The 22,852-nt window shown below is 68.3% G+C and carries 23 protein-coding genes and 4 pseudogenes; 16 read left to right on the top strand and 11 right to left on the bottom strand.

Features of this window, described 5'->3' with window-relative positions; translation table 11 throughout:
- Positions 1-410: 410 nt before the first annotated feature.
- Together ACZ4SF_RS37520 and ACZ4SF_RS37515 are read right to left on the bottom strand one after the other, a co-directional pair.
- On the bottom strand, positions 411-2,192 hold the full coding sequence (locus ACZ4SF_RS37520; RefSeq protein ID WP_468393423.1) for an RNA-guided endonuclease TnpB family protein: 1,782 nt from the start codon (positions 2,190-2,192) through the stop codon (positions 411-413).
- A gap of 91 nt (positions 2,193-2,283) precedes the next feature.
- Positions 2,284-3,157: pseudogene (locus tag ACZ4SF_RS37515) on the bottom strand (IS5 family transposase); the annotation flags it as partial.
- A gap of 6 nt (positions 3,158-3,163) precedes the next feature.
- Between ACZ4SF_RS37515 and ACZ4SF_RS37510 the strand changes: the two are divergent.
- The 6 genes and pseudogenes from ACZ4SF_RS37510 (at position 3,164) to ACZ4SF_RS37485 (ending at position 9,031) form a co-directional block, all read left to right on the top strand.
- Complete coding sequence (locus tag ACZ4SF_RS37510; protein ID WP_468393425.1) at positions 3,164-3,886, top strand: hypothetical protein; 723 nt, start codon at positions 3,164-3,166, stop codon at positions 3,884-3,886.
- Positions 3,883-4,089: a hypothetical protein gene (locus tag ACZ4SF_RS37505; RefSeq protein WP_468393421.1), complete on the top strand. Its 207-nt coding sequence runs from the start codon at positions 3,883-3,885 to the stop codon at positions 4,087-4,089. The genes ACZ4SF_RS37510 and ACZ4SF_RS37505 overlap by 4 nt, the downstream gene beginning before the upstream one ends.
- A gap of 605 nt (positions 4,090-4,694) precedes the next feature.
- Positions 4,695-5,459 carry a hypothetical protein gene (locus ACZ4SF_RS37500; protein WP_468393420.1) on the top strand — a complete coding sequence of 255 codons (765 nt, stop codon included), beginning with the start codon at positions 4,695-4,697 and terminating at the stop codon, positions 5,457-5,459.
- A gap of 1,688 nt (positions 5,460-7,147) precedes the next feature.
- A pseudogene (locus ACZ4SF_RS37495) lies at positions 7,148-8,309 on the top strand (IS3 family transposase).
- Positions 8,310-8,399: 90 nt separating this feature from the next.
- Positions 8,400-8,714: a hypothetical protein gene (locus ACZ4SF_RS37490; protein WP_468393418.1), complete on the top strand. Its 315-nt coding sequence runs from the start codon at positions 8,400-8,402 to the stop codon at positions 8,712-8,714.
- Positions 8,711-9,031 (top strand): replication initiation protein, RepL2, encoded by a 321-nt coding sequence (locus ACZ4SF_RS37485; RefSeq protein ID WP_468393416.1) that lies wholly within the window; start codon positions 8,711-8,713, stop codon positions 9,029-9,031. Before ACZ4SF_RS37490 ends, ACZ4SF_RS37485 begins: the two co-directional genes overlap by 4 nt.
- Before the next feature lie 537 nt (positions 9,032-9,568).
- Here the strand turns inward: ACZ4SF_RS37485 and ACZ4SF_RS37480 are convergent.
- Positions 9,569-10,207, bottom strand: a pseudogene (locus tag ACZ4SF_RS37480) (XRE family transcriptional regulator); the annotation flags it as partial.
- Positions 10,208-10,458: 251 nt separating this feature from the next.
- Here ACZ4SF_RS37480 and ACZ4SF_RS37475 point away from each other — a divergent pair.
- From ACZ4SF_RS37475 to ACZ4SF_RS37435, 9 genes and pseudogenes are all read left to right on the top strand, one after another.
- Positions 10,459-11,028, top strand: coding sequence for a hypothetical protein (locus ACZ4SF_RS37475; RefSeq protein ID WP_468393414.1), 570 nt, complete (start codon positions 10,459-10,461; stop codon positions 11,026-11,028).
- On the top strand, positions 11,025-11,180 hold the full coding sequence (locus tag ACZ4SF_RS37470; RefSeq protein WP_468393413.1) for a hypothetical protein: 156 nt from the start codon (positions 11,025-11,027) through the stop codon (positions 11,178-11,180). The genes ACZ4SF_RS37475 and ACZ4SF_RS37470 overlap by 4 nt, the downstream gene beginning before the upstream one ends.
- A gap of 20 nt (positions 11,181-11,200) precedes the next feature.
- The gene (locus ACZ4SF_RS37465; protein WP_468393412.1) at positions 11,201-11,617 is read left to right on the top strand and encodes a hypothetical protein; all 417 of its coding nucleotides are present in this window, start codon (positions 11,201-11,203) and stop codon (positions 11,615-11,617) included.
- A gap of 107 nt (positions 11,618-11,724) precedes the next feature.
- Complete coding sequence (locus ACZ4SF_RS37460) at positions 11,725-12,156, top strand: hypothetical protein (protein WP_468393411.1); 432 nt, start codon at positions 11,725-11,727, stop codon at positions 12,154-12,156.
- Positions 12,157-12,275: 119 nt separating this feature from the next.
- Positions 12,276-12,944, top strand: coding sequence for a radical SAM protein (locus tag ACZ4SF_RS37455; protein ID WP_468393410.1), 669 nt, complete (start codon positions 12,276-12,278; stop codon positions 12,942-12,944).
- A 35-nt stretch (positions 12,945-12,979) separates the two neighbouring features.
- Positions 12,980-13,384, top strand: a complete 405-nt coding sequence (locus ACZ4SF_RS37450; protein WP_468393409.1) for a hypothetical protein — start codon at positions 12,980-12,982, stop codon at positions 13,382-13,384.
- A 4-nt stretch (positions 13,385-13,388) separates the two neighbouring features.
- On the top strand, positions 13,389-13,529 hold the full coding sequence (locus ACZ4SF_RS37445) for a hypothetical protein (protein ID WP_468393408.1): 141 nt from the start codon (positions 13,389-13,391) through the stop codon (positions 13,527-13,529).
- A 63-nt stretch (positions 13,530-13,592) separates the two neighbouring features.
- Positions 13,593-14,396: a protein kinase family protein gene (locus ACZ4SF_RS37440; RefSeq protein ID WP_468393407.1), complete on the top strand. Its 804-nt coding sequence runs from the start codon at positions 13,593-13,595 to the stop codon at positions 14,394-14,396.
- Between the two features lie 197 nt (positions 14,397-14,593).
- Positions 14,594-15,268, top strand: a pseudogene (locus tag ACZ4SF_RS37435) (DUF4158 domain-containing protein).
- Here ACZ4SF_RS37435 and ACZ4SF_RS37430 read toward each other — a convergent pair.
- The 4 genes from ACZ4SF_RS37430 to ACZ4SF_RS37415 all read right to left on the bottom strand — a co-directional run bounded on the left by ACZ4SF_RS37430 (position 15,201) and on the right by ACZ4SF_RS37415 (position 17,901).
- Complete coding sequence (locus tag ACZ4SF_RS37430; protein WP_468393406.1) at positions 15,201-15,752, bottom strand: hypothetical protein; 552 nt, start codon at positions 15,750-15,752, stop codon at positions 15,201-15,203. The pseudogene ACZ4SF_RS37435 and the gene ACZ4SF_RS37430 sit on opposite strands and share 68 nt — an antisense overlap.
- Complete coding sequence (locus tag ACZ4SF_RS37425) at positions 15,749-16,030, bottom strand: type II toxin-antitoxin system TacA family antitoxin (protein ID WP_468393405.1); 282 nt, start codon at positions 16,028-16,030, stop codon at positions 15,749-15,751. The genes ACZ4SF_RS37430 and ACZ4SF_RS37425 overlap by 4 nt, the downstream gene beginning before the upstream one ends.
- Before the next feature lie 166 nt (positions 16,031-16,196).
- Entirely contained in the window at positions 16,197-16,691 is a 495-nt protein-coding gene (locus ACZ4SF_RS37420) for a hypothetical protein (protein WP_468393404.1), read from the bottom strand.
- 157 nt (positions 16,692-16,848) lie between these two features.
- Positions 16,849-17,901: an aldo/keto reductase gene (locus tag ACZ4SF_RS37415; RefSeq protein WP_468393403.1), complete on the bottom strand. Its 1,053-nt coding sequence runs from the start codon at positions 17,899-17,901 to the stop codon at positions 16,849-16,851.
- Positions 17,902-18,008: 107 nt separating this feature from the next.
- Here ACZ4SF_RS37415 and ACZ4SF_RS37410 point away from each other — a divergent pair, with 107 nt between their 5' ends.
- Entirely contained in the window at positions 18,009-18,638 is a 630-nt protein-coding gene (locus ACZ4SF_RS37410; protein WP_468393402.1) for a TetR/AcrR family transcriptional regulator, read from the top strand.
- Between the two features lie 132 nt (positions 18,639-18,770).
- On the opposite strand, the gene ACZ4SF_RS37405 is transcribed toward ACZ4SF_RS37410, so the two are convergent.
- From ACZ4SF_RS37405 to ACZ4SF_RS37390, 4 genes are all read right to left on the bottom strand, one after another.
- The gene (locus tag ACZ4SF_RS37405; RefSeq protein ID WP_468393401.1) at positions 18,771-19,601 is read right to left on the bottom strand and encodes a site-specific integrase; all 831 of its coding nucleotides are present in this window, start codon (positions 19,599-19,601) and stop codon (positions 18,771-18,773) included.
- Between the two features lie 529 nt (positions 19,602-20,130).
- Positions 20,131-20,457: a helix-turn-helix domain-containing protein gene (locus ACZ4SF_RS37400; RefSeq protein ID WP_468393400.1), complete on the bottom strand. Its 327-nt coding sequence runs from the start codon at positions 20,455-20,457 to the stop codon at positions 20,131-20,133.
- Positions 20,457-21,578 (bottom strand): tyrosine-type recombinase/integrase, encoded by a 1,122-nt coding sequence (locus ACZ4SF_RS37395; protein ID WP_468393399.1) that lies wholly within the window; start codon positions 21,576-21,578, stop codon positions 20,457-20,459. Before ACZ4SF_RS37395 ends, ACZ4SF_RS37400 begins: the two co-directional genes overlap by 1 nt.
- A gap of 968 nt (positions 21,579-22,546) precedes the next feature.
- Positions 22,547-22,852: hypothetical protein (locus ACZ4SF_RS37390; RefSeq protein WP_468393398.1), on the bottom strand; the 306-nt coding region annotated here is incomplete at its 5' end.

The following is a 22,852-nucleotide window of genomic DNA, read 5'->3' as shown; positions in this document are numbered from 1 at the left end:
CAAGAATCACCCCGCATCTCCAGCAGCACCGGCACCACAACCCGACCGTCCGAAAAACCCCGGATACACGGACAGTCCAGGTGAAAACGACCTCTCAGTGCCTGTTTCTGAACCTTGGCCTGTCAGAACGAGGCGCCGGAGCCTGGCCGTGCAGTAGACGTGGAGGGGTGAAACCGACGTCGGGGCGTTCAATGTGCGTGGCGGACGGTCTCCGACGGAGAGTGAGTGGGAGGCACTCACTCGTCCGAAGCATCGTTGTGCAGCTGGCGATCTGCCAGAACACGGATCGTCCCAGGCGCGTAGGAGCGGCGGCCGAATGGCCTAGTGGCCTTCGGCGGTAGCTGCCCTGCCGCGTTGGTTGGTGCTGTTGTGGGACGCCCGGGGATCGCTCCCCGGGGGTGGCACCGGCGTCAGCCGGTGTCTTCTCGTTTCAACGCCCTTTGCCCGGGAGCTTTGCGGGCTCCAGGATTTGCAGGGGCTCGGCGAGCGTTTTGGGTCTCCCCCCTATCGGAGGCGACCGTCCTGAGTTTCCTGTGCGCCGCGTCGACGATGTTCGCGGTGCTGTTCTCGTATCGGTGTACGACGGCCCCGCACGAGGGGCAGTGGAACGTGTTGCACGATGGGTCGGAGCTTGGGTTTCGCTCCTTGCACTTCGCGCAGGTGCCGGTGACGGGCTCTCCTTGGTCGAGGACGAGGAGTTGCGAGCCGTACCAGGCAGTCTTGTATGCGAGCTTCTTGCGCAGGCTGCCCAGGCCGGCGTCCAGGAGATGCCGGTTGAGGCGGGCCTTGGCCTTGACGTTTTTACCCGGCTTGTCCCGGGTGCCCTTGGCCGAGGTGGTGAGAGCGATGATGTCCAGGTCCTCGATCGCCACGTGCGTGAAGGCGGTGGCCAGCTTCTTGGACAGGCCGTGCAGGAACGAAGCGCGTCGCACCGTGATCTGCTGGTGGACGCGGGAGACCCGGGCGGTGGCCTTCCTCCACCGCCCCGACCCCTGTTGGCAACGGGACATCGCGCGCTGGGCCTTCACGAGCTTGGCCAGGCTGTCGACGAGTAGAGGGGGGTGCTGTACGAGGGCGGTGGCGGGGTCGGCCGGGTCGAGGGGGCTGGACAGGGCGGCCAGGTGGTGTGAGCCGAGGTCGACGCCGACGATCCCGCCGCCGCGCTGGCGGGCGGTGGGGCGGCCGATCTGCTCGACGCGTCCGCCGTTCCCGGCGGCCTTCTCGGCCTGGGTGCGGCTCAGGTACGGGGTGCGGGTGCCGTCGTCGTGGACGTGTTCCCACAGCACGGGCACGTCCTGTTGGACCTTGGCCAGCACGGAGGCGTACCAGCGGTGGCCGCCGCGGGTGACGGTCACGGACTGGATGACTGCCCGCCCACGCTCTACGAGCCGCGCGAGGCGCTTGCCGGAGTCGTGGATGCGGATGCTGCCCAGGCCTGGCATCACCAGGCGCCGGTAGCCCTCCAGGCGGATGATCGGCCTCTTCACGTCGTGGAAGAGAGCGAACGATTCTGCTTGGCCCTTCTTCTTGAAGCGGGGGTATCCCTGGCGCCGGCCGGCTCGGCGGCCGGCGAGCGAGTCCTGCCAGTACTTCCAGGCGACCTGGGCGCGGTCGAAGCCGGAGGTGAAGCAGTAGACGTTGACCTCGGCCCACCAAGGGCTGCCGCCCTCCTCCCTGGGCAGATCCCGTTCCATCCGCCACAGGGCGCTGGTGTCGGTGGCGGTCGGCGTGCGGAAGCCGGCGCTGAACGCCTGGGCCTTGAGCGCGTTCACCGTGGCTCGGCCTTCGGCCAGGAGTTCGCGTTCACGGTTGGTACCGGCGGCGTTGGCGCGGGCGGCGGCCAGTTGGCGGACGAGGGCCTCCTGCCCGGCCGGGGGCTGCATCGGGGGCAGCGGTGGCTTTCCGGCGACGGTGAGAGTGAGGCTCTTGCGGTGGTGGTCCCACACCTTGATGCGGTCGGTGAGCTCGGCGCCGTCGGCTTTGATCCGCTCCTTCGCCTCGGCTTCGCTCAGTCCCGCTTCGAGGTAGGCGGTCCGGCGGTCGGCCCATGCCTGATGGGCTTGGGTCTTCTTGGCCAAGGCGTAGTTGTAGGCCCATCGGCAGGCGCCGGCATAGCGGGACAGGGCGGCAAGCTCGGCATCGGAGGGGTCCAGGGTGAGCCGGTACGCCCGCAACACCTCCGTTTTGGGCATGAACGTTTCCTCCCCAGTTGACTCCGTTACCCCTGGTGATCACCTCGTTCCGCACTGTAGAAGGTGGGGAAAGCGGTGAGCCAGCCAGTGATCACGCGTATGGGCTCTTTCGGCATATGCCGAAATCGGGCCCCTGTGTTGCCGGTTGCGCTGATGGAGCTGTCGTGGGGGTGCGACAATGAGGCCGGTTCGAGGGCCCGGTGGCCTCTTGATGGGACTGCTGAGCGTCAGTGCCGAGATGATCAGTCGCGTTGGGCCTCGCGGGAGGCCGGCTGTCCGCTCCTGCGGGAGCTTCGGCGGGTGATGCGCCTGGTCATGAGGGTGATCGCGGCCCAGGTGATGAGCGACTCCGAGTGCTGGATGAGCCGTTCGTAGTCGCGCGCGTGTCTGCGGGCGTGCATGATCCAGGCGTGGGAGCGTTCGACGACCCAGCGCCGGGGCAGAACGACGAATCCGGGGACGTTCTTCGGGCGGCTGACGGTCTTGATCGTCAGGTTCAGGTGAGTCTTCGCCCAGGTCACGAGCTGTCCGGCGTAGGCGGAGTCGGCCCAGACGATGGTGATCTCTGGGTGCATCAGCCGCAGCCGGAACAGCACTTCCTTGGCCGCGTTGCGGTCGGTCATGTCGGCCGGGGTGACCATGACGAACAGCGGCAGGCCCTTGGTGTCCACGACCAGGTGTCGCTTGCGGCCGTTGATTTTCTTGCCGGCGTCGTAGCCGCGGGAGTCCTTGCCGACGGTGTCGGCGGCCTTGATCGACTGGGAGTCGATGACGGTGGCGACCGCTCCGGGCGCCTTGCCCATCTCGCGGCGGATGCGTTTGCGGAGCTGGTCACGGATCTGTCCGATGGCGGCGGCCCAGCGGGCCATGAATCCGTAACACGTGCGCCAGGGCGGTCGGCCCGGATCCGGAGGGATGCCGCCCGGGTCAGCGAGCTGGCCGCGGGCGGCTTCGAGGGGCCGACCTACAAGGTGTTCGAGGACGAGCTGTGCGGGGAGGCCTGGCCGATCCTGCGCGGCATGCTCCGCGAGGGCCGGCTCGCCCGGATCGCGCTGAAGTGGTGCGCGGAGCGGGGCCTCCCGTTCTGGATCCACCCCGACGACTACGCGCTGCTGCGCTCGGATCCCGGGGCCCGTGACGAGATCCTCGTCGACGTGGTGCTGCGGGCGCGGACGTCGTTCCGGCGTAAGGCACTGGTCAAGGGCGGATGGAACCCCGACTACAAGCAGGGGCGAGGGGCCAGCTGCCTGACCACGTACTTCGTGGGCCAGTGCATCTGGGAGTTCCGCCGGGTGTACACGAGGTGGGCGAAGAACCGCCAGGAGTGGGCCAAGCAGCACGCGCTGTACGACGGTTCGGAGGAGGCCGCGCACGCGAACCCGAAGCTCTTCGGCCCGCTCCTGGAGGCCGGCTACCTCTCCGAGCCCGAGGCCGCCGTCCTCAGCACCAGCTTCGAGGACATCCTGAACGAACAGCCCCCGGTCACCCAGGCCGTCATCCGCATGACCGTCGAAGGCTACGTGGACACCGAGATCGCGGACGCGTTGCACATCACCCACGGGGCGGTCCGGATGCGCAAGACCCGCTTCCGTGGCGTCCTGTACGACGCGGCCCGTGAGCGGCGTATCTGGATCCCCGAGCAGCTTCACACGAAGGCCGGCACCCGCCACCGCAAGCAGCGGGGTGCCGCGTGACCGTGCAACTGCTCGTGATCCTGATGCTCGTGCTGGGCATGTGCTTTCTCCTCTCCGCCGTCGCCGGCCTCATCGGGTTCGGCATCGCCCGCCTGGTCAAGGCCCCGGTGGACAAGGCGATCGGCTGGGGCAGCTTCGTGGCCCTCAGCGTCATGACGCTGTGCATCGCCGTGCTGGCGATCGTCGTGCCGCTGGTGAGGTGACTAGCCGTCGCGTGCGTGAGCGCGGACGGGCTGCACAGCCGTACTGTGCAGCCCGTCGCCGCCGGACACCGGGACAGAGGCGCCGCCCGCCGGTCACGGACCGGCTGGTACCTGGCGCAGGAGGTCTGAACGGGCGTCGGCAAGCGCGAAGACCCGCCTCAGCCCCTCCACAAGGACAGACGCGATCCGGTAGTCCCGGACGTGGTCGTCGAGTTCAAGCAGCCGGGTGTTGTTGTCCGGGCCGGTCCGGCGGCGTACCGCGCGGACGCTGGTGAGCGTCCCGCCGATCCTCCCCCGCGGGATCGGTGTCTCGGGTGGTCGGCGAAGTAGTCCTGCAGGAGTCCGTCAGCAAGGCCCGGAGGGCGCGCGGGGAGACGCTCGGCACCGATACGGCCGAAGCGCCGGCGACGCCCTCGAAGGAGGCACCTTCCCCGAAAACTTCCTCGGGGACCACCGGGCGCGCGGGCGGTCGACGCGGTACGCCAGCACGCTGACCAGCCGTGGTCGGGGCCATGGTCAGGGTTGGCGGCAGCGTGGTCGGGGTCGGGGAGCTTCAACGGGAGCCGCTGGCGCGCGCCCGTACGGGTGGGGCCACAATCTCCGCCATGTCAGAAATCTGGGACGCACTCAGTTCGATCGGCACCACCCTGGCCCTGGGTGGCGTCGTGTGGCAGGGATACCTCACGCGCAAAGCACTGAAGGTCAGCCAGCTCATGGCCGCCGACGCCATCCGCAGCCGACTCGACTCCCAGGCCCCGGACGTCACCCTCAAGCTCAGTCCCCCGCCGTGGCAGCCGCTGGCGGCGACCAACATGGGGATGCCGTGCAACCCTTGGCCGCAGGGGCACACCTGGCACTTCCCCGAGCAGCAAGATGGCGCCAACCGTCTCGTGTTGCAGCAGGTCCTGGTCCTGGAGAACCTCAGCGACCGGCGCGTGCAGGTACGGTTCGACGGCGACCTGGTCGTGGCCGATGAGGACAGGCGGCCCAATGCCGCCGGCGTCATCGTCCTGGAACCCCGCGAGACAAGCCCGGACGTCTACCTGCAGCGCGAATTCACCATCAAAGAACTCTCGGAGAACTTCATGGCGAAGCAGGCCGGGCAGGAGCTGCCGCATAGAGTGCTCGGCACGGTGACGGCGGAAGACGACCGTGACAACGGGAGCACGGATCGCTGGGACCTAGTGCTGACCGGCTGCCCGGTCGAGCCGTTCCCCGACCGGGATGGGCTGTGGAGGATCGCGCCCTGGCACCTCACCGAGGGATCAGGGCTACGCACCCTTGACTACAGCCTGCTGCCGTCACGGCAACGCACCCACTGGGTCTCGCGCGCCAGGGGGATCCAGCTCCCCGCTCCGGAAGGCGCATAGCGACACAGCACCCGCTGACCAGCGTGGTCGGGTCTACTCAGTGGTGTAGTCGGGGTCGGGGAGCTCCGGCGGGAAGTGCCGCTCCAGATCTCCGCCCACAGGCGCAGGACGACGAAGCCAGTGGTGTCGGCCTGCGCCTGGACCAACTCGGTCAGAGCGTCGACGAACGGCTGAGCCGCTGTGCCCGGCGGGATCGCGGCGGCGGCCTGCTTCAGGCGTTCGAACGCGGCCGGGAAGACTTCCTTAGCCCACGCTCTTCCTGTTCCTTGACCTGCCGGGCGCCCGCCTCCCAGTTGATCCGCATGATGACGTACGGCGGGCAGTCGGGCGTGTGCCACATCTCGTAGGGCGTCCCACCCCCGACGCAGGCGTTCTCGGGACTCGGTCCTGCCTGGCAGTCGGCACACACTTCGCCTTCTGTCTCCGCCCAGCCCTGCATCGGGACACTCCCCTCGTCTGGAGAGCAAGAGCCTGCCACGGGTGATCACTGGCTGGCCAGAGCGTCGGCCACGGGGTGACCAGGTTGGTGACCCTCCGGTATGGCCATCGCTGGGGCCGGTCGTCCAAGGTGGGGCGATGAGCGAGCTCCGACCCGGTGATATCACTGACGAAATGCGCCAGGCCATGGACACCGCCGCGCAAGCGATGGCGGGCCTCAGTGATCCGGGCCTACGGCGCTGACGGCGTCGACCGGTTGGCTGAGCGGGCGCGGTCGGCGGCCGTGGGGGTGTGGGCGCGGCACGGCGATGGCGTCGACGGCCGCCAGCGCAATGCCGACTATCGGTCGTTCGGGTGGGCCGGGGCTGTGAATGTCACCGAAGCGGCAGTCGTAAACGGCCGATCCGATGCGATGGGCCTGTGCGGTTGGGTGGACTGCGAAGGACCATGGGGCGTTGCTGGCCGAGGGAAGTTGTCCTAGACAGGTGGGCAACTCGCGCTCGACGTCCCTGCACCCACCACTGGCATTAGCCACAGAAAGCACGCCACGATGGCGGGTTCGCTGTGCGAGCACGTGCACGTATGCCACCTCAGCCACGCAGTCGGCCCAACCATGGTTCGTTGCTGTTGCGTCCTTGGCCCCCGGAGGAGCTGCACTGACTCGGAGTCCGGTGGTGAGTACCCCGAGGACCGGCGGCGGAGCCGACGGCCCGCAGGGCGTCCCGTGTGAACGGCAGAGGGGAGGGACTTGCTTCAGTTGCAGTAAGAGGACGTAACCCGAGCAAGCCTCTGACCTGCAGATATGCAGGGTTCGATCCGGCTTGGGAGTCGGCATACTCGACTGGGGAAACGGCATTCCCGACCCGGGAGTCGGGACGACGCGACTCGGGGATCGGGATATCTCGTTCCCAGAGTCGGTTCGCTTAGCTATGTGCTAATGAGCAACACGCGTACTGACACGTCTTCACAGCGGCAACACTTAGCAATCCGGTAATGTTCTATGTGGTAACTGAGCCTGCACGTCCGTCGGATCGGTTGCCGTTCTGATCAGTCTCGGAGGGATCGCATGGCGCAGCCAGCCAGAAGGGTGCTCACGTACCTTGATCGGCTCACAGGCGAGCTGGAAGAGGTGCCTCAGGCTCCTTATGCGTTCGACGGTCCACACATCAATGTGGGCATCCGGGTCTGCTGCACGATCGGGTGACATCTGAACTAGCTTGCCTCGTAGGGCGGGTGGGAAGGATGTCGCTGTGCCCAAGCCTTATCCGGAAGAGTTCCGCGAGGACGTCGTGCGAGTCGCGAGGAACCGCGGCCCGGGTGTCACGGTGGAGCAGGTGGCCACCGATTTCGGGGTTCACCCGATGACGTTGTGGAAGTGGATGCGCCGGGCGGACATCGATGACGGGTCCAAGCCCGGGGTGACCAGCCAGGAGAGCGCGGAACTGCGGGAAGCGCGTCGGCGGATCAAGCTGCTGGAGCAGGAGAACGAGGTCCTGCGCCGGGCCGCGGCCTATCTGTCGCAGGCGCATCTGCCGGAAAAAGGATCTACCCGCTCGTGAAGGAGCTGGCCGTGGACGGGGTGCCCGTCACGGTGACGTGCCGGGTGCTGAAGCTCGCCAGACAGCCCTACTACCGCTGGCTCGACAAGCCGGTGGCCGACGCCGTACTGGAGGAGTCGTATCGCGCGAACGCACTGTTCGACGCTCACCGCGACGACCCGGAATTCGGCTACCGCTTCCTGGCCGATGAAGCGCGTGGTGCCGGGGCTCGGATGGCGGACCGGACCGCGTGGCAGATCTGCCGGGACAACCGCTGGTGGAGCGTGTTCGGTAAGAAGCGTGGCCGGGACAAGAAGGCAGGCCCGCCGGTGCACGACGCCTCGTGAGCCGCAACTTCACCGCGACCGGCCCGAACCGGCTGTGGCTCGCCGACATCACCGAACACGCCACCGGCGAAGGCAAGCTGTATCTCTGCGCTATCAAGGATGTGTTCAGCAACAGGATCGTGGGTTACTCCATCGACGCGCGGATGAAGTCCCGCCTGGCCGTGACCGCCCTCGACAACGCCGTGGCCCGACGTGAACACGTCGACGGGTGCATCCTGCACAGCGATCGCGGCTCGCAGTTCCGGTCCCGGAAGTTCGTCCGGGCCCTCGAACGGCACCGCATGGTCGGATCGATAGGGAGAGTCGGGGCAGCCGGCGCCAACGCGGCCATGGAGTCCTTCTTCAGCCTGCTGCAGAAGAACGTCCTCGACCGCCGGAGCTGGGCCACCCGCGAAGAACTGCGGATCGCGATCGTGTCCTGGCTCGAGCGGACCTATCACCGGCGCCGCCGACAAGCCGCACTCGTCCGGCTGACACCCGTCGAATTCGAGACCGTCATGACCACACCGGCCCTCCAGGCCGCGTGACCGAACCTGTCACCTGAACCTGCACCAGACCCTCCGTCGGGGACGCGAACTGGCCTCGGCTGTCTCGGGCCTGACCACCGAGAGTTCAGGGTGCTGGTCTGGTACTGGTTCGCCACCGAGGAGAGCCAGGGCGCCGTGATGATGACCGGCGCCGACGTCGCGAAGGAACTCGGGATGAGCCCCGACACGCTCACCCGTACCGTGAAAGTGCTGAAGACAGCCCGGCTGCTTGTTGAGGCAGGTGGCCTTGGCCGTACGACGTTCTACCGGTGTACGCCGTACCTGGCATTCATCGGCAGCGGCTTCGCACACCGCGAAGCCGTGAAGGACTGGAATCCGCCGGAGACGACGGTGCGACAGCCACGGGACCACCGGCGGAAGACCACGAAGGGCGACGAGGCATGACCAGGATCAACAGCGGCGACGACGTCCAGCGGCTGCTCAGAATGACGGGCGGCGTCCTCACGCCGAACCAACGGATCGTGGTCATGCTGTACGCGTCGTCCGAGCAGAACCCTGATGGTGCGGTGATGATCCGCGCGACGCAACTGGCCGAGATTGCGGGGATGAAGCCTCCGGTCTTCTCCCGAACCAGGCGCGAACTGGTTGAGGAAGGCTGGCTGGAGGAACGCGGCAGCATCGGCACGGTGAAGGTCTACCGACTGAACCCGAAGAAGATAGGCGATGTCGGCGGCCGGCACCTCCACGCAGTAGGCAGCTGACCTGTTAGCTATGAGCTAAGCGACCCGACTCTCGAGTCGGGTCGCTGGGCTTTCTGGCTCCGGGAAGAAGGCCGAGTCGGTCATGCCGGTGCCGTCGTCCAGGGTGACGAAGCCGATGCGCTTGCCTCTCGCGATGAGCGGGTCTGGGTGGAAGCGCGGGCCTGCACCGGGGGACCTGCTGCAATCGTTCGCTTTTCCCGAGTCACAGCCCTTTGAGCCCCTGACGGAAGACTCGCCCCCTCGCCCTCAGCCCGAGCAGAGCGCAGTCCTCTCGCGATCCGCAACAGCTCGCTCACACACCGAATTCCAGTCAGTGAGCGTTTTCAGCGTTGACGCTCCAGGGTGAGGACGGCAGCGGCGATGACCGTCATCCTACGATCAGGCCGAACTGGACTCGCTCGCACTCTCCGCACACCTGGCCCTCGGCGACTACGAATCTACGGCGCAGCGCAGGACCGCTCCGGCACCCGCCGCGCCTTCGACCAGGCGCAGGAGGCCATGCAGCGCGCCGACCCCGACGACTATCGGCCGGTGTGGCTGCTCGCCTTTCATGTGTGTCTGCGCTTCGGCATAGCGGCGACCGTCGATCGCGGCCCACATGGCGGAGGAACGGAAGGCGGCTGCGCAGGCATACAGGTTGTTGCGTACGCGCTGGGTGGCGCTGCCGACAAGTTGCAGGTTCAGCGCCTCGCCGGCGAGCGCGGCGGCCCGTTGTTCGATGCCGAGCTGGCCGCCGTAACGGTGGTCACTGGCGATGATGTCGGCGAAGCGTCGCTGTAGGCGGTCGACGTCGCTCATGCCGATGCGGCGGGGTCCTGTCGGGCCGGGGGCTGCTGCAGCTGCGGCGGCAGCAGCAGCGATGCCGCCGACGAGGGTACGGCGCTTCATATCGGGGTCCTCCTGCTGTGCGGCTGGGGCGGACGGAGTCCGGCCCCGTGGCACGAACCCTAAGACGGTGGCGGGCAAGCCGCTGACGTCCTCAAGTGCTCTGCGGGTGGCGGATTTGGGCCATTTGACCCTGCCCGCCTTCCAGTCCCGGACGGAGGAGCCGTCCAGTCCGCCGAGCCGTCCGGTAAGGCGTTCCAGGGCCTTGTTCACCGCCTCAGCCAGGCTGTTGGAGCTGTAGCAGTGCTCCTCCATCCACGCCTCAAGAGCCTCGTTGCGCGTGGCGTTCATAGGCGCACCGTAGCGGTATGCCGACGGCCCGTCAGGTAAAGCAGCTCAAATCGCCCTAGGGCGGTCAGCGGGATCCGGACCGTATCGCCCTAACCAGCATGCAACGCAGCGGAGTTAGCTGGTTACCGGCCAGCCGCTCCCGCGTGGTTGGCAGCTGACGGCCCTGCCCGTCCTTTCACCTCGAGGGACGGGTAGGGCGCCGAAACCGACCGTCTGAGCCCCGACGGAGTACAGAAACCAGGGAGCCCCCTGTGAACCCCCCAACGCAGCAGTGCCCCACCCCGCCGGACGTTGACACCGCGGCGCCCGAGACGGGAGACGAGCACCCCCAACCGCACCCGGTCAGCGCCACGGTCACCCTGTTACCGCTGATGGCGGATCCGGAGACGCGCCGCTACCGCTGGAACACCAAGCTGCTGGCCAACGAGGCATCCGGCCCCAACGCCCGCTTCAGAGTGCGCCCCCGCCTTACGGTGGCCCGCTGGCCCGGGGACGTCGATCTCGCCGGACAGATCACCGACAAGCTCGTGGACAACGCGGCGCGGCACGGCAGGCCGTTCAGTGACGGCTGCGTACGCCTGCGGCTGACGGTGCTCCCTGAGACGGAAGAGCTCCGCATCGAGGTGGACGACGCCGACTCCACCTTCCCCAACTTCGACGCGATCGTCTCCGCCACCCACCCGCGCGGCCGCGGCCTGTGGTGGGTGCAGCGGTACGGCGGCCGTCTGTCGTGGGACGTGAAGCTGGACGGTGACGGGCGGGTGGTAGGTAAGACGGTCACCGCGGTGATGCGCCCGGCCGGCGAGGGGGAGTCGGCGTGAGCGCCATCGAGCAGCTGCCCCGCCGAGGACTCGCCTCCGACCGGGAGCTGCCGGACCCGGCCCCGGCCGGTTTCACAACGACCACCGTGGCCGTCGACCCGCGGCATGTCGCCCCCGACATGGTCGACCTCGCCGCCCGGTGCGCAGCCTGATGTCTCTTCAGCGGCAAGACGTGCTGCAGCTCCCGCTCGGCGGGCGCTTCTTCGACGTCGTGGTCACGGCCAGCGGCCCGCAGGCCTACGCGGCCGTCAAGGTCATGGACGGCATCCAGCACACCGGCGAGGGCCCAATCGACGCGTGCGGGCCGGTCATCGAGGACCCGCAACGATCCTGGCTCATCTGGCTCGTGCCGCCCGGCACCAGCGAGCAATGGGCGGCGCACCGCCACGCCCTGTGCCTCGGCCGGCCCTACAGCATCGCTCTGCCGGCGATGACTGCGACGGAGCCCCCCGGCCCGTACTGGCTGCGCCCCTGCCGCGGTGACCGACTCGTACCCCCGACAGCGCTGCGCCAACTCCTCGACCAGTTCAAGCCGGGGCCCGCGCCTCACGAAACGCTGCTCGGCTCCGTCCTGAGCAACATCTCCTGATCTCCGCGCGCGGTGTGCTGTGTTCATCCCCGCGCCGCGCGCGGTCCCGGCTCCTGCCGCCGAGAAGCCTCCCTCTCGGCGGCAGGCCACAACCCCAAGAGATTGATGTGCTGACACCTCTCAGACCCCAGGCCCGTGCCGCCCGGCTCGAAGTGCTGTGCAGGCAGTACATGGGCCAGATCACCGCTGCGACAGTCCGCCAGGGCCGCCCGCCGCGCGTCGCGCCGTACGTGCTCGCGGAGCCCGGCGCCGAGCGACACGCGGACCTCGAACTGATCACCGCGTACGCGGCAGAAGCGGGCTGGCAGGTCACTTCAGGTTCGTTCGCCGACATGGGGCAGCCGCACCCCCTCGCCCGGCGGCCCGGCTTCACAGCGGCCTGCAGGTACGCGGCGCAGGGCTACGCCCACGGCATCCTCGCCATCGCCCGCCCGGCCATCACCACCGACGACGACTCCTACGCGCACGTGCTGGAGCACCTGCGCGAGCGCCGCGCGTTCCTCGCCTACCTGCCCTCACTGCGCGAGCCCACCCCATGACACCTGCTCCTCACCGGGCTGTTCGGGGCTCCAGTGAGGAGCAGGCTCCAACGCCCGGTGTCGGGCCGCTCCACCCCCCTAGCGGCCCGACACCGGGTCCCACGAGAAGGGAATATGACGTGCGCGAACTCGTTGCGACACCGTTCGGTGAGCGGCGCCTGGTCCTGCGGCCGGGCAGCACCAAGGCCGTACAGCTGCCCCGGGCCCGGTTCGAGGAACTGCGCGCCCTGGCGGCCGGCCCCGGCACGATGCCCCCGTGGCTCACCGGCCCGGTGCGGGAGCAGTGGAACGTGGACCTGGCCGGCCGTCGGGTCGGTGATGTCCTGCTGCTGCGCGAGGCCGGGCCGTACGAGTTCAGCCGGGCCACGTGGGAGATCAACCTGGGCTGTGACTACGACTGCCTGATGTGCTATCTCGGCAAGAAGCGCTTCGAGGGCCTGGACATGGACGGCAAGCGCCAGCTCCTGGCCGTCATGCGCGACGCGGGCGTGATCTGGCTACAGATCACCGGCGGGGAACCGCTGATCGACCCCGACTTCCCCGAGGCGTACCGGCTCGCGCACGAGCTCGGCATGCAGGTGGAGCTCCTGTCGAACGGGTCCCGGCTGCACAAGGATCACGTGCTGAACCTGCTGCGGACCTACCCGCCGACCATGCTCACGTTGAGCGTGTACGGCGCGACCGCCGAGACGTACGACGCAGTCACCCGCAACCGGGGCGCGTACGACCGGTTCGCGGCCGGCCTGCAGAACGCCGTGGACGCCGGGCTGAACATCGACTCAGCCTGATCATCGTTCAGGAGAACGCGCACGAGGCTGAGGCCATGCGCGAGTGGGCGCGCCGCCTCGGTGTGCGGTTCCGCGAGTACGCGAACATCTCGCCGACGATCCACGGCACTGCTGAGCCGCTGCCGCAGCAGTCGCCCCAGTACCTCACCAACCGGCAGCCGTTCAGCGGCTGTCCGGCCGGCGTGACGTTCTTCCACGCCGACCCGTTCGGACGGGCGTCGATCTGCAAGGTCGGCCGCGAACCGAACATCGACCTGATCGCCGAAGGCGTGAAAGGTCTGGCCCGGCTCGGCGGCATCGCCGAGTCCCTCATGCTTCGCACCGGAGGATGCAGCGGCTGCAAGCTGTCCGGCACATGCCGGGTATGCAGGCCGATGGCGAATATCTTCCAGGACGCGAGGGCACCACTGGTCAACTACTGCCAACACCGAGAGAGGTAGACGCATGTCTGCTGTCATGGTCGAGCTGACGCGCAAGCCGGAGTCCGTCGTCACGGACCCGGAGAACGTCACCCTGGTCGCTGACGTCGCATCGCTCGTCGCGGGCACCGTGCCCGGCTGCAACGACGACAACCCCTACCAGTAGAACTCGACTGCCGGGGCCGCGCCCGTGCGCGGCCCCGGCGCCCGACCGCAAGAGGAGAGTTCATTGCCCACCGAGCGCCTGACCCAGCTTCCGGACACCGTGCGGCGGCTGATCGAGAAGGTCAGCGGGCCCGTGGTCGACGTCGGCACCATCAGCGCGGGCCTGAACAGCGCTGTCGCAGCCCGTGTCCGCACCGCCGACCGCACGATGTTCGTCAAGGGCCTGCCTCTCGATCATCCCCGAGTGTGGACCCAGAAGCGGGAAGCGCAGATCGGCCCGCACGTCCGCGGCATCGCCCCGGAGCTGCTGTGGCACATCGAAGAGGACGGTTGGAGCCTGCTCGGCTTCGAACACGTGGAAGGCGGCCACGCCGACTACACGCCCGGCTCCCTCGACCTGCCTGCCGTCATGGCCACCATGATCCGGCTGGCCGACGTACGCGCGCCCAGCTTCGAGCTGAAGACGATGCCGCACCGGTTGCGGACGTTCGTGGACGACCCGGCAGACCTGTCCTGGTTCGCCGGGAATAGCCTGCTCCACACCGAGTGGAACCCGCACAACGTCCTCATCACCGACAGCGGCGCCCTGTTCGTGGACTGGGGATGGGCTTCGCTCGGAGCCGCCTGGATCGACCCGGCGCTGTGGCTGCTCTGGCTCATCGCCCACGGCCACACCGCCGAGCAGGCGGAGAGCGCCGCTGCTGCTCACCCGGCATGGAAGCTCGCCCCGACCGGGGGCCTCGACGCCCTGGCCCGGGTCCAGCACCGCGTGTGGGACTCGATCGCCGAGCAGAGCGCCGACGACTGGGCCAAGCCCATGCAGCTCGCCGCGGAGTCCTGGAACATTCACCGGCAATCGCAGTCCTGACCGGCGCCTGCACGCCCCCAGGTACCCCCGCCCACGGCGGGGGTACCTGCGTTTCTCCCGAACCTCCCGCGCCCCAGGTGTAACGGCCTCGGGAACATCGGTACAGCGGTTATCGGTGAGAACGATCATGGTGGTCTAGCACAGTGATCCACTGCGCTGCTGGGGTTCGGTGAAACGTCTCCGGGCCTGCTTCGGGGCTGGCTACGGTCCGGCAGGCGGCGTCGTACGGCAAGTTCAACGAGGAGCCGACCCGGCCGGAGCTGGAGCGGTTCTTCTTCCTGGACGTCGGCCGCTTCCTCCCGGACGACCCGCTGGACGTGCCGTGGGCCGTGGTCTAGCACCTGGCCGCGCAACTCGGCATCGAGGACGTGTCGTGGGAGATCCGGGACGCCTACGTGTACCGCGAGTACGAGGACGCGGAGTGGTCGCGCCGGTTCCGTACCTTCCTGCATGGCCGGGCGTGGACGCACGCCGAGGGCCCGAAGGCGCTGTTCGACCATGCGGTGGGCTGGCTGCGCCGCAACGGTGACCTGGTGGCGACGCTGAAGACGCCGGAGGGCTCCCGGTTCTCGGAGCTGGAGCGGCTGCGTCGGCCGCCGACGCGGACGACGGGTACGGCGTTCGCCCAACAGATACTCGCCCAGATCGAGGCCGACGGCCGTGCGGTCATCAACAACGGGGAGACCGTCGTCGACGTCCTGCGGGACGAGCCCGGGCACGTGCGGCTGCCGAATAACGACGATGAGATCGTCGCCCGCGCCTGCCACCTGCAGCAGGCCCTCGCCCCTGCGCCGGTCACGGTCATCACCGGGGACAACGGGATGCGGGCTCGCGCACTGTCCTGGGGGCTGAAGGCCGAGGTCCTAGGATGAGAAGTACAAGATCGAGCGGCTGAGTGCGGCGGAGAAGGCCGCCAACGAGCAGACCATCACGTTCGAGGTGCCGACCGACGGAGACGGGTAGCCCCGGGAGCTGGGCCGTAGCCTCAGCTGGTGGACCAAGCGCGCAACTGCGCGGCGACCTCCTGGACGCGGCGCCCTTGTGCTTGGCGCGCATGACGAGCGCGAGGGCTTCCTCAGGCTCGTAGTCGAGCGTGATGCCATTGGTGTTGAGGAACGTCTCGGCGACCAGCCAGGCGAAGAACTCGTTCATCGCTTCCAGCGGCTCGTGCAGCGCGATGGTCTCCAGCATGGCGGCGGCCTTGAGCCAGTCGCTCGCGTACACGTCGCGGCCCATGTAGTGGGCCTGGACCCGGGCGCAGACGGCGTCCAGCACGCCCAGGTCGAGACAGGCCGGGTCGTCTGGGAGGGTCTGCGCGATCTGCAGGAGCTCTTGCGGGGTGAGGAACCGGGTCACGCGGCGTGATCGTGCTGCGGGAACTCGTGCAGGTCGCGGCTGCCCATGGGCGCGGGGTCGGGCCACGCTCCTGTGCTGGTGCCAGCGGCGTGAGTGTCCTGGGTGGCGAAGACCTCGGCGAGCTGCGGGACGCGATCGCGGGTCCGGCCGAGGGCCTTGAGGAACGGGTCGTCGGCGGCCTTGAGCGCCGCATCGCGGACGAAGTCCTCGGGGGACTTGCCGACGATGTTGGCGGCTGCCTCGACGCGCGCGTACTCCTCCGGCTCGAAGGGCGGCACCTGGGATCCGTTCTGGTCCGTACGAGCGACGGTACCAGCGGATCCGGCTCCCGCCGACAGCGTTCCGGCAGGAAGAAAGGGGCAGCGGCCGTTGGTCGGCGGCTGCCCCTTCAAGCCTTCAGCGAACGTACCAGGTGATCGCCGACTCGGGCGGGGTGCGTGATGGTCAGGTGCTGGTGCGCACGGCCTCGGAGTAGGTGTCGAAGAAGCGGTCGCCCGTGAGCTTGTGGTGAGCGAGTTGCGCGGCGACGGCCTGCTCTTCGCCCCATCGGCCCAGGTCACTGGCAAGCGCGACGGCGTACTGGACGACCGCCTGCTGCAGGAGCTCGTACTTGGCCAGCGTCACCACGCGCATCCCCGGCTGCGGGGTGGCCTTGGCGTCGCAGATGCGGCTGGGGTGCACCATGACGGGCAGTGCCTTGACCTCGGGGTTGTTCTTGTTGAGCCACCGGATGCTGCCGCCGAGCTGGTCCGCGTCCTTCTTGGCGATCGTGTCGGTGATGCACCCGGTCTTCAGCTCGCTCACGGCCTGCCGCGCGGCCGAGAGTGCCCAGAGGTTGTCCGGACCCGTGCCGTACAGCGTCTCCCGCCGGGTGCTCACGAACCCGAGGTGGCGGCCCAGGCTCACCCAGGCCCGCTCGGCGTCGTTGGGGTGTGACACCGGCGACCTCGCGTATTCGGCTGGCGCGTATTCCTCTCTGTGTGAGGTTCCCTGGTGACCGTCTGTGGTCGTGCCGACAGGCAGGCGTTGAGCGAGGCAGCCCCCAGTCCGAGTCTGGGACGCGCGGCTATACCGCTCCAGCTACCTGACGCGGATGTCATGCAGCGGGCGGAGGCGCGACAGCTGGTGGGTTGAGGCGGGCGAAGCCTTCCTGGCGCTGGTAAGGGAAGTACGGGTAGGGCGCTGTCTTGCCGCTCGCCGCATCGAGTTTCGCCATCTGCTCGGGCGTGAGCGTCCAGCCGACGGCACCGAGGTTCTGGCGAAGCTGGTTCTCGTCGCGGGCGCCGATGATGACGGAGGAGACGGTCGGTCGCTGCAGCAGCCAGTTGATGGCGATCTGCGGAATGCTTTTGCCGGTCTCCTGCACGATCTCGTCGAGGGCGTCGACCACGCGGTAGAGGTGTTCGTCTTCGACCGGCGGGCCGTAGTCCGCGGTGTGGTGCAGTCGGCTGTTGGTCGGTAGCGGCTGGCCGCGGCGGACTTTGCCGGTGAGCCGTCCCCAGCCGAGGGGGCTCCAGACGAGGGCTCCGAGGCCCTGATCGAGCCCGAGGGGCATCAGCTCCCATTCGTAGTCGCGGCCGATGAGGGAGTAGTAGACCTGATGTGCGACATAGCGCGGGTGGCCGTATCTCTCCGCGATCGAGAGGGACTTCATCGTCTGCCAGCCGGAGAAGTTGGAGATGCCGAGGTAGCGGACCTTCCCTGCTCGTACTAGATCGTCGAGTGTGGACAGGACTTCCTCGATCGGCGTGCCGGCGTCAAAGGCGTGCAGCTGGAACAGGTCGATGTAGTCGGTGCCGAGCCGGCGCAGGGCGTCCTCGCATGCGGTGATCAGGCGCGAACGAGAGGAGCCTGCATCGCCTGGGCCTTCGCCCATCGGCAGGCTGGTCTTGGTGGACACGATCACCTGGTCCCTGCGGCCTTTGATCGCTTCGCCCAGCACCTCCTCGGAGGCCCCGCTGGAGTAGACGTCGGCGGTGTCGAACATCGTGATCCCGGCGTCGAGGCAGATGTCCACGAGACGGCGTGCGTCTTGCGCGTCGGTGTTGCCCCAGGCACCGAACAGCGGCCCTTGGCCGCCGAAGGTGCCGGCGCCGAAACTCAGTGCGGGGACCTTGAGGCCGGATGCGCCCAGCCGCCTGTATTCCATGGCTGTTCCTCTCTCGCCGCCCGTACTTAACTAATGGGCTTGCAGTTCCGTTAGTGTGGAGCCTCAACGTAGCAGGCGCGAGCTATTAACGAAACTGGAGTCCCGTTATGGAGTCTGAGGGTGCGGATCCAGGGACCGTCCGTCCTGGAGGGCGCACGGCGCGGGTGCGGGCGTCGGTGCTTCGAGCGGCTGGGGACGCCTTGGCGGAGCATGGCTTTGCCCATCTGGACCTCGCCGACATCGCGCGCCGGGCCGAGGTGGGCAAGACCACCGTCTACCGTCGCTGGGGAACGGTGACCAGCCTGGTGGCCGATTTGCTGGTGGACATGGCCGAGCAGTCACTGCCGCGTACCGAGACCGGCTCGCTGCTCGGTGATCTCAAGGCCAACGCCCGGCTCGTGCAGCGCACCTTGGCCGACCCGCGGCAAGGAGCGCTGTTCAAGGCAGTGATCGCCGCCGCCACCTGCGAGGCGAAGACAGCCGAGGCCCTGCACCGCTTCTACGACATCCGCGTCAAGGAGTGGGCACCCTGCGTCCAGCAAGCCATCGACCGGGGCGAGGTGCCCGAGGGCACCGATGTCCACGAGGTGATCCGTGCTGTCTCCGCCCCCCTCTACTACCGCCTGCTGACCAGCAGCGACCGCCTCGACGAAGCCGCCGCAGACCAGGCCGCCGGAGCCGCAGTGGCTGCAGCGCGTGCGGGAGCGTACCTGCGGGGCGATGAAGGTCGTGCGTGACCGGCTTCACGCATCCGTCGCTGACCGCGGGTCACCGTGCGTGATCTCCGGGGGCATAGCGTTTCCAGGTTCCTCCGGCCTCTTCGGCGAGCCGGGCGGTGCGGTCGTCGTTGTAGCCGAGCATCCGGGCGATCACCGGAGCGGGGGCTTGGAGGACGAGTTGGCGGATCGCCGCTGTGCGTCCTGGCCGGGCCCTGGCTCCCCAGTTGGCGGAGCCGAGGTGCCATGGCTTCCGGGGTCATGGGCTGTCCGGCCCGGCGGCCGGGGAAGAGCCATCGGGCTTCGGGGTTGGTGGGCGGTCTTGGTGTTCGGTCGCTGCCCCAGGTAGTTGAGCAGCATTCCGTCGAACGGGGCGGGAACGGGCGACGGTGGATCGCCGAGCCGGACGAGGGCCTTGCCGTGCTCGTGCTGGACGTCGTCGCTGCTGAGTCTGGTGATCCGCGTAAGCGGCTGGGCGTAGAGGAGGACAAGGACGGCGGCCACGCGGTCCTGGAGGGGGATGTCGTCGTGGTTCACGAGCTGTCGCAGCAGCGCGAGCCGTTGGTGCTGGGTGATCGGAGCAGGTTTCGCCGTCGAGCGGTGCGGGATGGTGACGGTCGGCATGTGTTTGGACTGCATGGCCCAGCGGAGAAAGGAGTGGGTGAGGCGCCAGGCGGTGTAGCCACCTGCGTACCAGGTGTCGACATCGGCCTGGGTGCAGTTGGCGAGGGCGCGTCCGCGCTGGGTGAGGTGGTCGAGGAAGTTGATTGCAAGGTAGAGCTTGTTGCGAGCCTGCTGGGTCTGGCTGCTGGTGAGCGGGCCACGGTCAGCCAGGGTGCGGAGGCGGCGTTGGATGTGCCAGGTGGCGAAGAGGTTCAAGAGCTTGCGGTGCTCGGGGTCGCTGACGGTAGGCAGTTTCTCGGCGAGCCACCGCTGGAACAGCAGCAGATGCCGGTCGGCCGGCGGCAGGACGTCGCACTGCATGAGCAGGTCGCGCAGGTAGGCGACCGACCGCCATGACGTGAGCCGGCTCAGCCCTCGTGGGTGAGCGCGACTTGGTTGCGGGCCAGGGCCTGCAGGTTCTGCTGGACGTGCGGTTGGTTGGTCCAGGTCAGCCCGCCCCAGGGGCGTTTCATCTGTCGGAGTGTGTCGAACAGCGGGAGGAGTTCGGGCCGGATGCGGCCGGTGCCGTCGTCGAGGAGTTCGTGGAGGCGCTCGGTCAGGACGCATCGGCCGCAGATTCCGCGGCGGTAGCGTCATGCTTCCTGGCCGCACTGTCCGCAGATGAAGTCGCCGAGGCCACCGGCGCAGTCGGTGCAGAGCCTGCAACCGTCCGGCGCGAGGCCCGGGGTGAGCCGCTCGACACCGCAGCCTGTGCAGGTTCCGTAGGTCTCCAGGGCCTGGCCGTAGCAGCCCGCGCAGAGGTAACCCTCGGGCCAGTGGGCTGCCCCGAGCCGAACGGCCCGGCGGCATCGCGCGCAGAACAGGTCTTATGCGCGGACGCGAGTGCGGCTCATCCTTCGGGCCGGATGGGGGCACGTTTAGGACGGACCGCCGACAGGTCGACGACTGCATCGCCGGTGGCGACCTTGCGGATGACGGCGTTCTCCGCCTTGGTAGCGATCAGATCGGTTGGGGTGCAGTCGAAGATGTCGCAGAGCGCGGCCAGCACCGGCAGGGACAGCCGCTCGGGAGTCCCGGTAACCAAGCGGTGGACATGCGAGAGGGAGAGGGTGATGCCGCGCTCGGCAAGCGGCGAAGCGAGCTCGCTGGTGGTGAACATCCCGGCGGCAGCCATCTTCTCGCGCAGACGCCACTGGTAGCTGACCTGGCGTTTCATCAGGCCCTCCTCGCAGGCTTGAGCGCGGCCTCGACCGTGGCGTCCAGGGCGCGACGCAGGGTGCGGGTGCGGAAGTCGGAAGACACGCAGGTGTAGATGGAGGTGGTGGACGCGTGATCGTGGCCGACCTGCTGCTGCACGAACAGCGGATCCCAGCCGTCCTCGATCAGGTGGGTGACGTATGACCTTCGCAACGAGTGGAAATCCAAGACCGCATCCAGGCCGAGGTCGACGCGGTAGGCGGCGAAGCGGGAGTCCAGCCGTTGCAGTCCGACCCGTCGGACGCGTTCGGACGGCCATAGGGCGGGCCCGTCCGCGTGCCGCATCGCGGGCCTTACCTCGCTGATCCACTGATCGACGATCTCGGCCGACCACTCCCACACGGTCAGCACGCTGCGGCGCTTCGGGGGCGAGCCCTTCTTCGCCTTGCCGTGGCGGACGTAGCAGACGCCGTACTCGTCGAACTCCGCCCCTTCGGGGTTGCGGCCGAAGTCGGCCGTGTCCAGCATCCGCGTCTCGTTGCGCCGCAGCCCGTAGGCGTACGCGGTCTTGAGGAGCATCGCGTCGCGGAAAGCGGGCAGCCATCCCTTGCGGCCGCGTCCACGGACCCGGCTCACCTCGTCGTCGGCGTGGTCGAAGAACGCCTGTAACTCATCCCGGGTGAAGGCCCGTTTCGGGGCCTCTGCCTCGCACTCCTGCATGTGCACGGCGGTATTCCACTCGTGACACACCTGGATCGGATGGGTGCCGAAGCGGCGTTCACACTCCGCCGCCCAGCCGTAGGCCGGGTCGGTGGCGTAATCGCAGAACAGACGCACCGCCACCTGGTAGCCGCGCAGCGTCGAGCGGACACAGCCACGGACGGCCCGCGGGTCACCGAACCACTCGTCCGCCAGCATCGAGGACCAGCTCCACGGAAAGGCATCCGCGTGCGCGGCGAACGCCCGCACCTTTCGCTCGCGGCCATGGATGGTCGACAGCGCGAGGTTCCGGGCCAGCTGCTGGTTGCGCCAGCCGTCCAGCATTGCTTCGAAGACCTGCTCCTCCGGCCGCAGCAGCGGCACCCCGTCGGCCAGGTGGAGCCGTGCGGCCCCAGGGGCCACCCCGTTGTCGCTTACCAAATCGTCACGCTCCGTAGATCACATTCGCCGCGAGAATTTCGCATCAGATGCGAAGCGCGCTACCACGACCGCTGGGAGCCGGGGACCGTCCGGTTCGTCACCGCCTTTCGCATGAAGGCGCGGCGCGAGGCGCGTCAGGCCGGGGCGGCTACCAAAGATGCGGTTTGCCGGCCCGCAGTGCTTCGATCTCTTCGGGTTGCCAGGGACCGCGTTTCGCTCGCGGCGGATCTCGCTAGCCCTCTGGGAAAGCAGCAACGAGCTTTCCCGCGGTACGACGAGGGCCGGGCGGACAGCATATGGGGCAGCACGACGCCACGCAGGCGCCCGAGTCGGATGTCGTGTTAGAAGACGTCGACATCCCGCTCGAAGATCTCGCCGAGCCTGCCGGATTTACTGCGGCACCTCGGCGTCGTGCGTCAGGGCACTGTGCCGGAGCCGGTGCAGGGTCCAGCGAGCAGTGTGCGGGTGGTCCGGCTTGCTCCGGGTCGCCCGCTCCCCTCGTTCTGGCTTGCGCTGCACTCCGCGCGCCCCTGCGTGCTACCGAGGGGTTACAGCCACTGGGAGGCCGAGGGGCAGATCGCCTCGGTCGCTTACGCCTTCTACCTGCGTTCCCCGCAGGACAAGCGCGGGAACATTACCGCCAAGGGCGGGGCGACCGAGTATCACCCGCCCACCACCCATGGAAGACCGCCCGTATACGTCGGAATACCTTCGATATGAACACTTTCCCCGAAAGGCCATACTCAAAGAGTGCCACCTGCCACTGACAACCGGACGGGCACGTTCCAGCTCGCTGTGCCGTGCCGACTGAGGCTGTCGCGCACTTCAGCCTCGCGCTCCAAGCAAGCGCGGGTTCCCGCGGCCAATCGACCATGCCAGAGCGGCCGAGCAGGGGACTGCTTGGCTGCCGTGGCTGATGGGTGGTCCTGATGGCGCCTGCTCTCTACACGGTTGCCGCCGGGCCTTTCTTAGGAGAGACGGTGGAGGAGGTCGTCGACGGCGTGCCGGGCGCGAAGCGGCCAGCGGCGCACCGCCCGGGCACGTTCAGCGCGGGCCTGTTCAGCGGCCCGGTGCCGTCCCGTGACCGTGACGGGGGTGTCGTCGCCGAGCGCCCGCAGCATGCCGTCGTAGGGACAGCCCGTCTCGCAGCCGTCCTCGCGGCGGTCGAGGGTGGCGGTGGTCAGGTGGTACAGGTGGGCGCCGGTGTCGGCGATCCCGCCCGGCGCGGTCGTCATGGTGACGAACTGGTTCAGCTGCGCTGCCGCGGCACTGGT

This window comes from Streptomyces sp. NPDC027663 (assembly GCF_055566415.1).
Note: the sequence above shows the minus strand (reverse complement) of the source record. Positions and strands in the feature narration are given on the sequence as shown.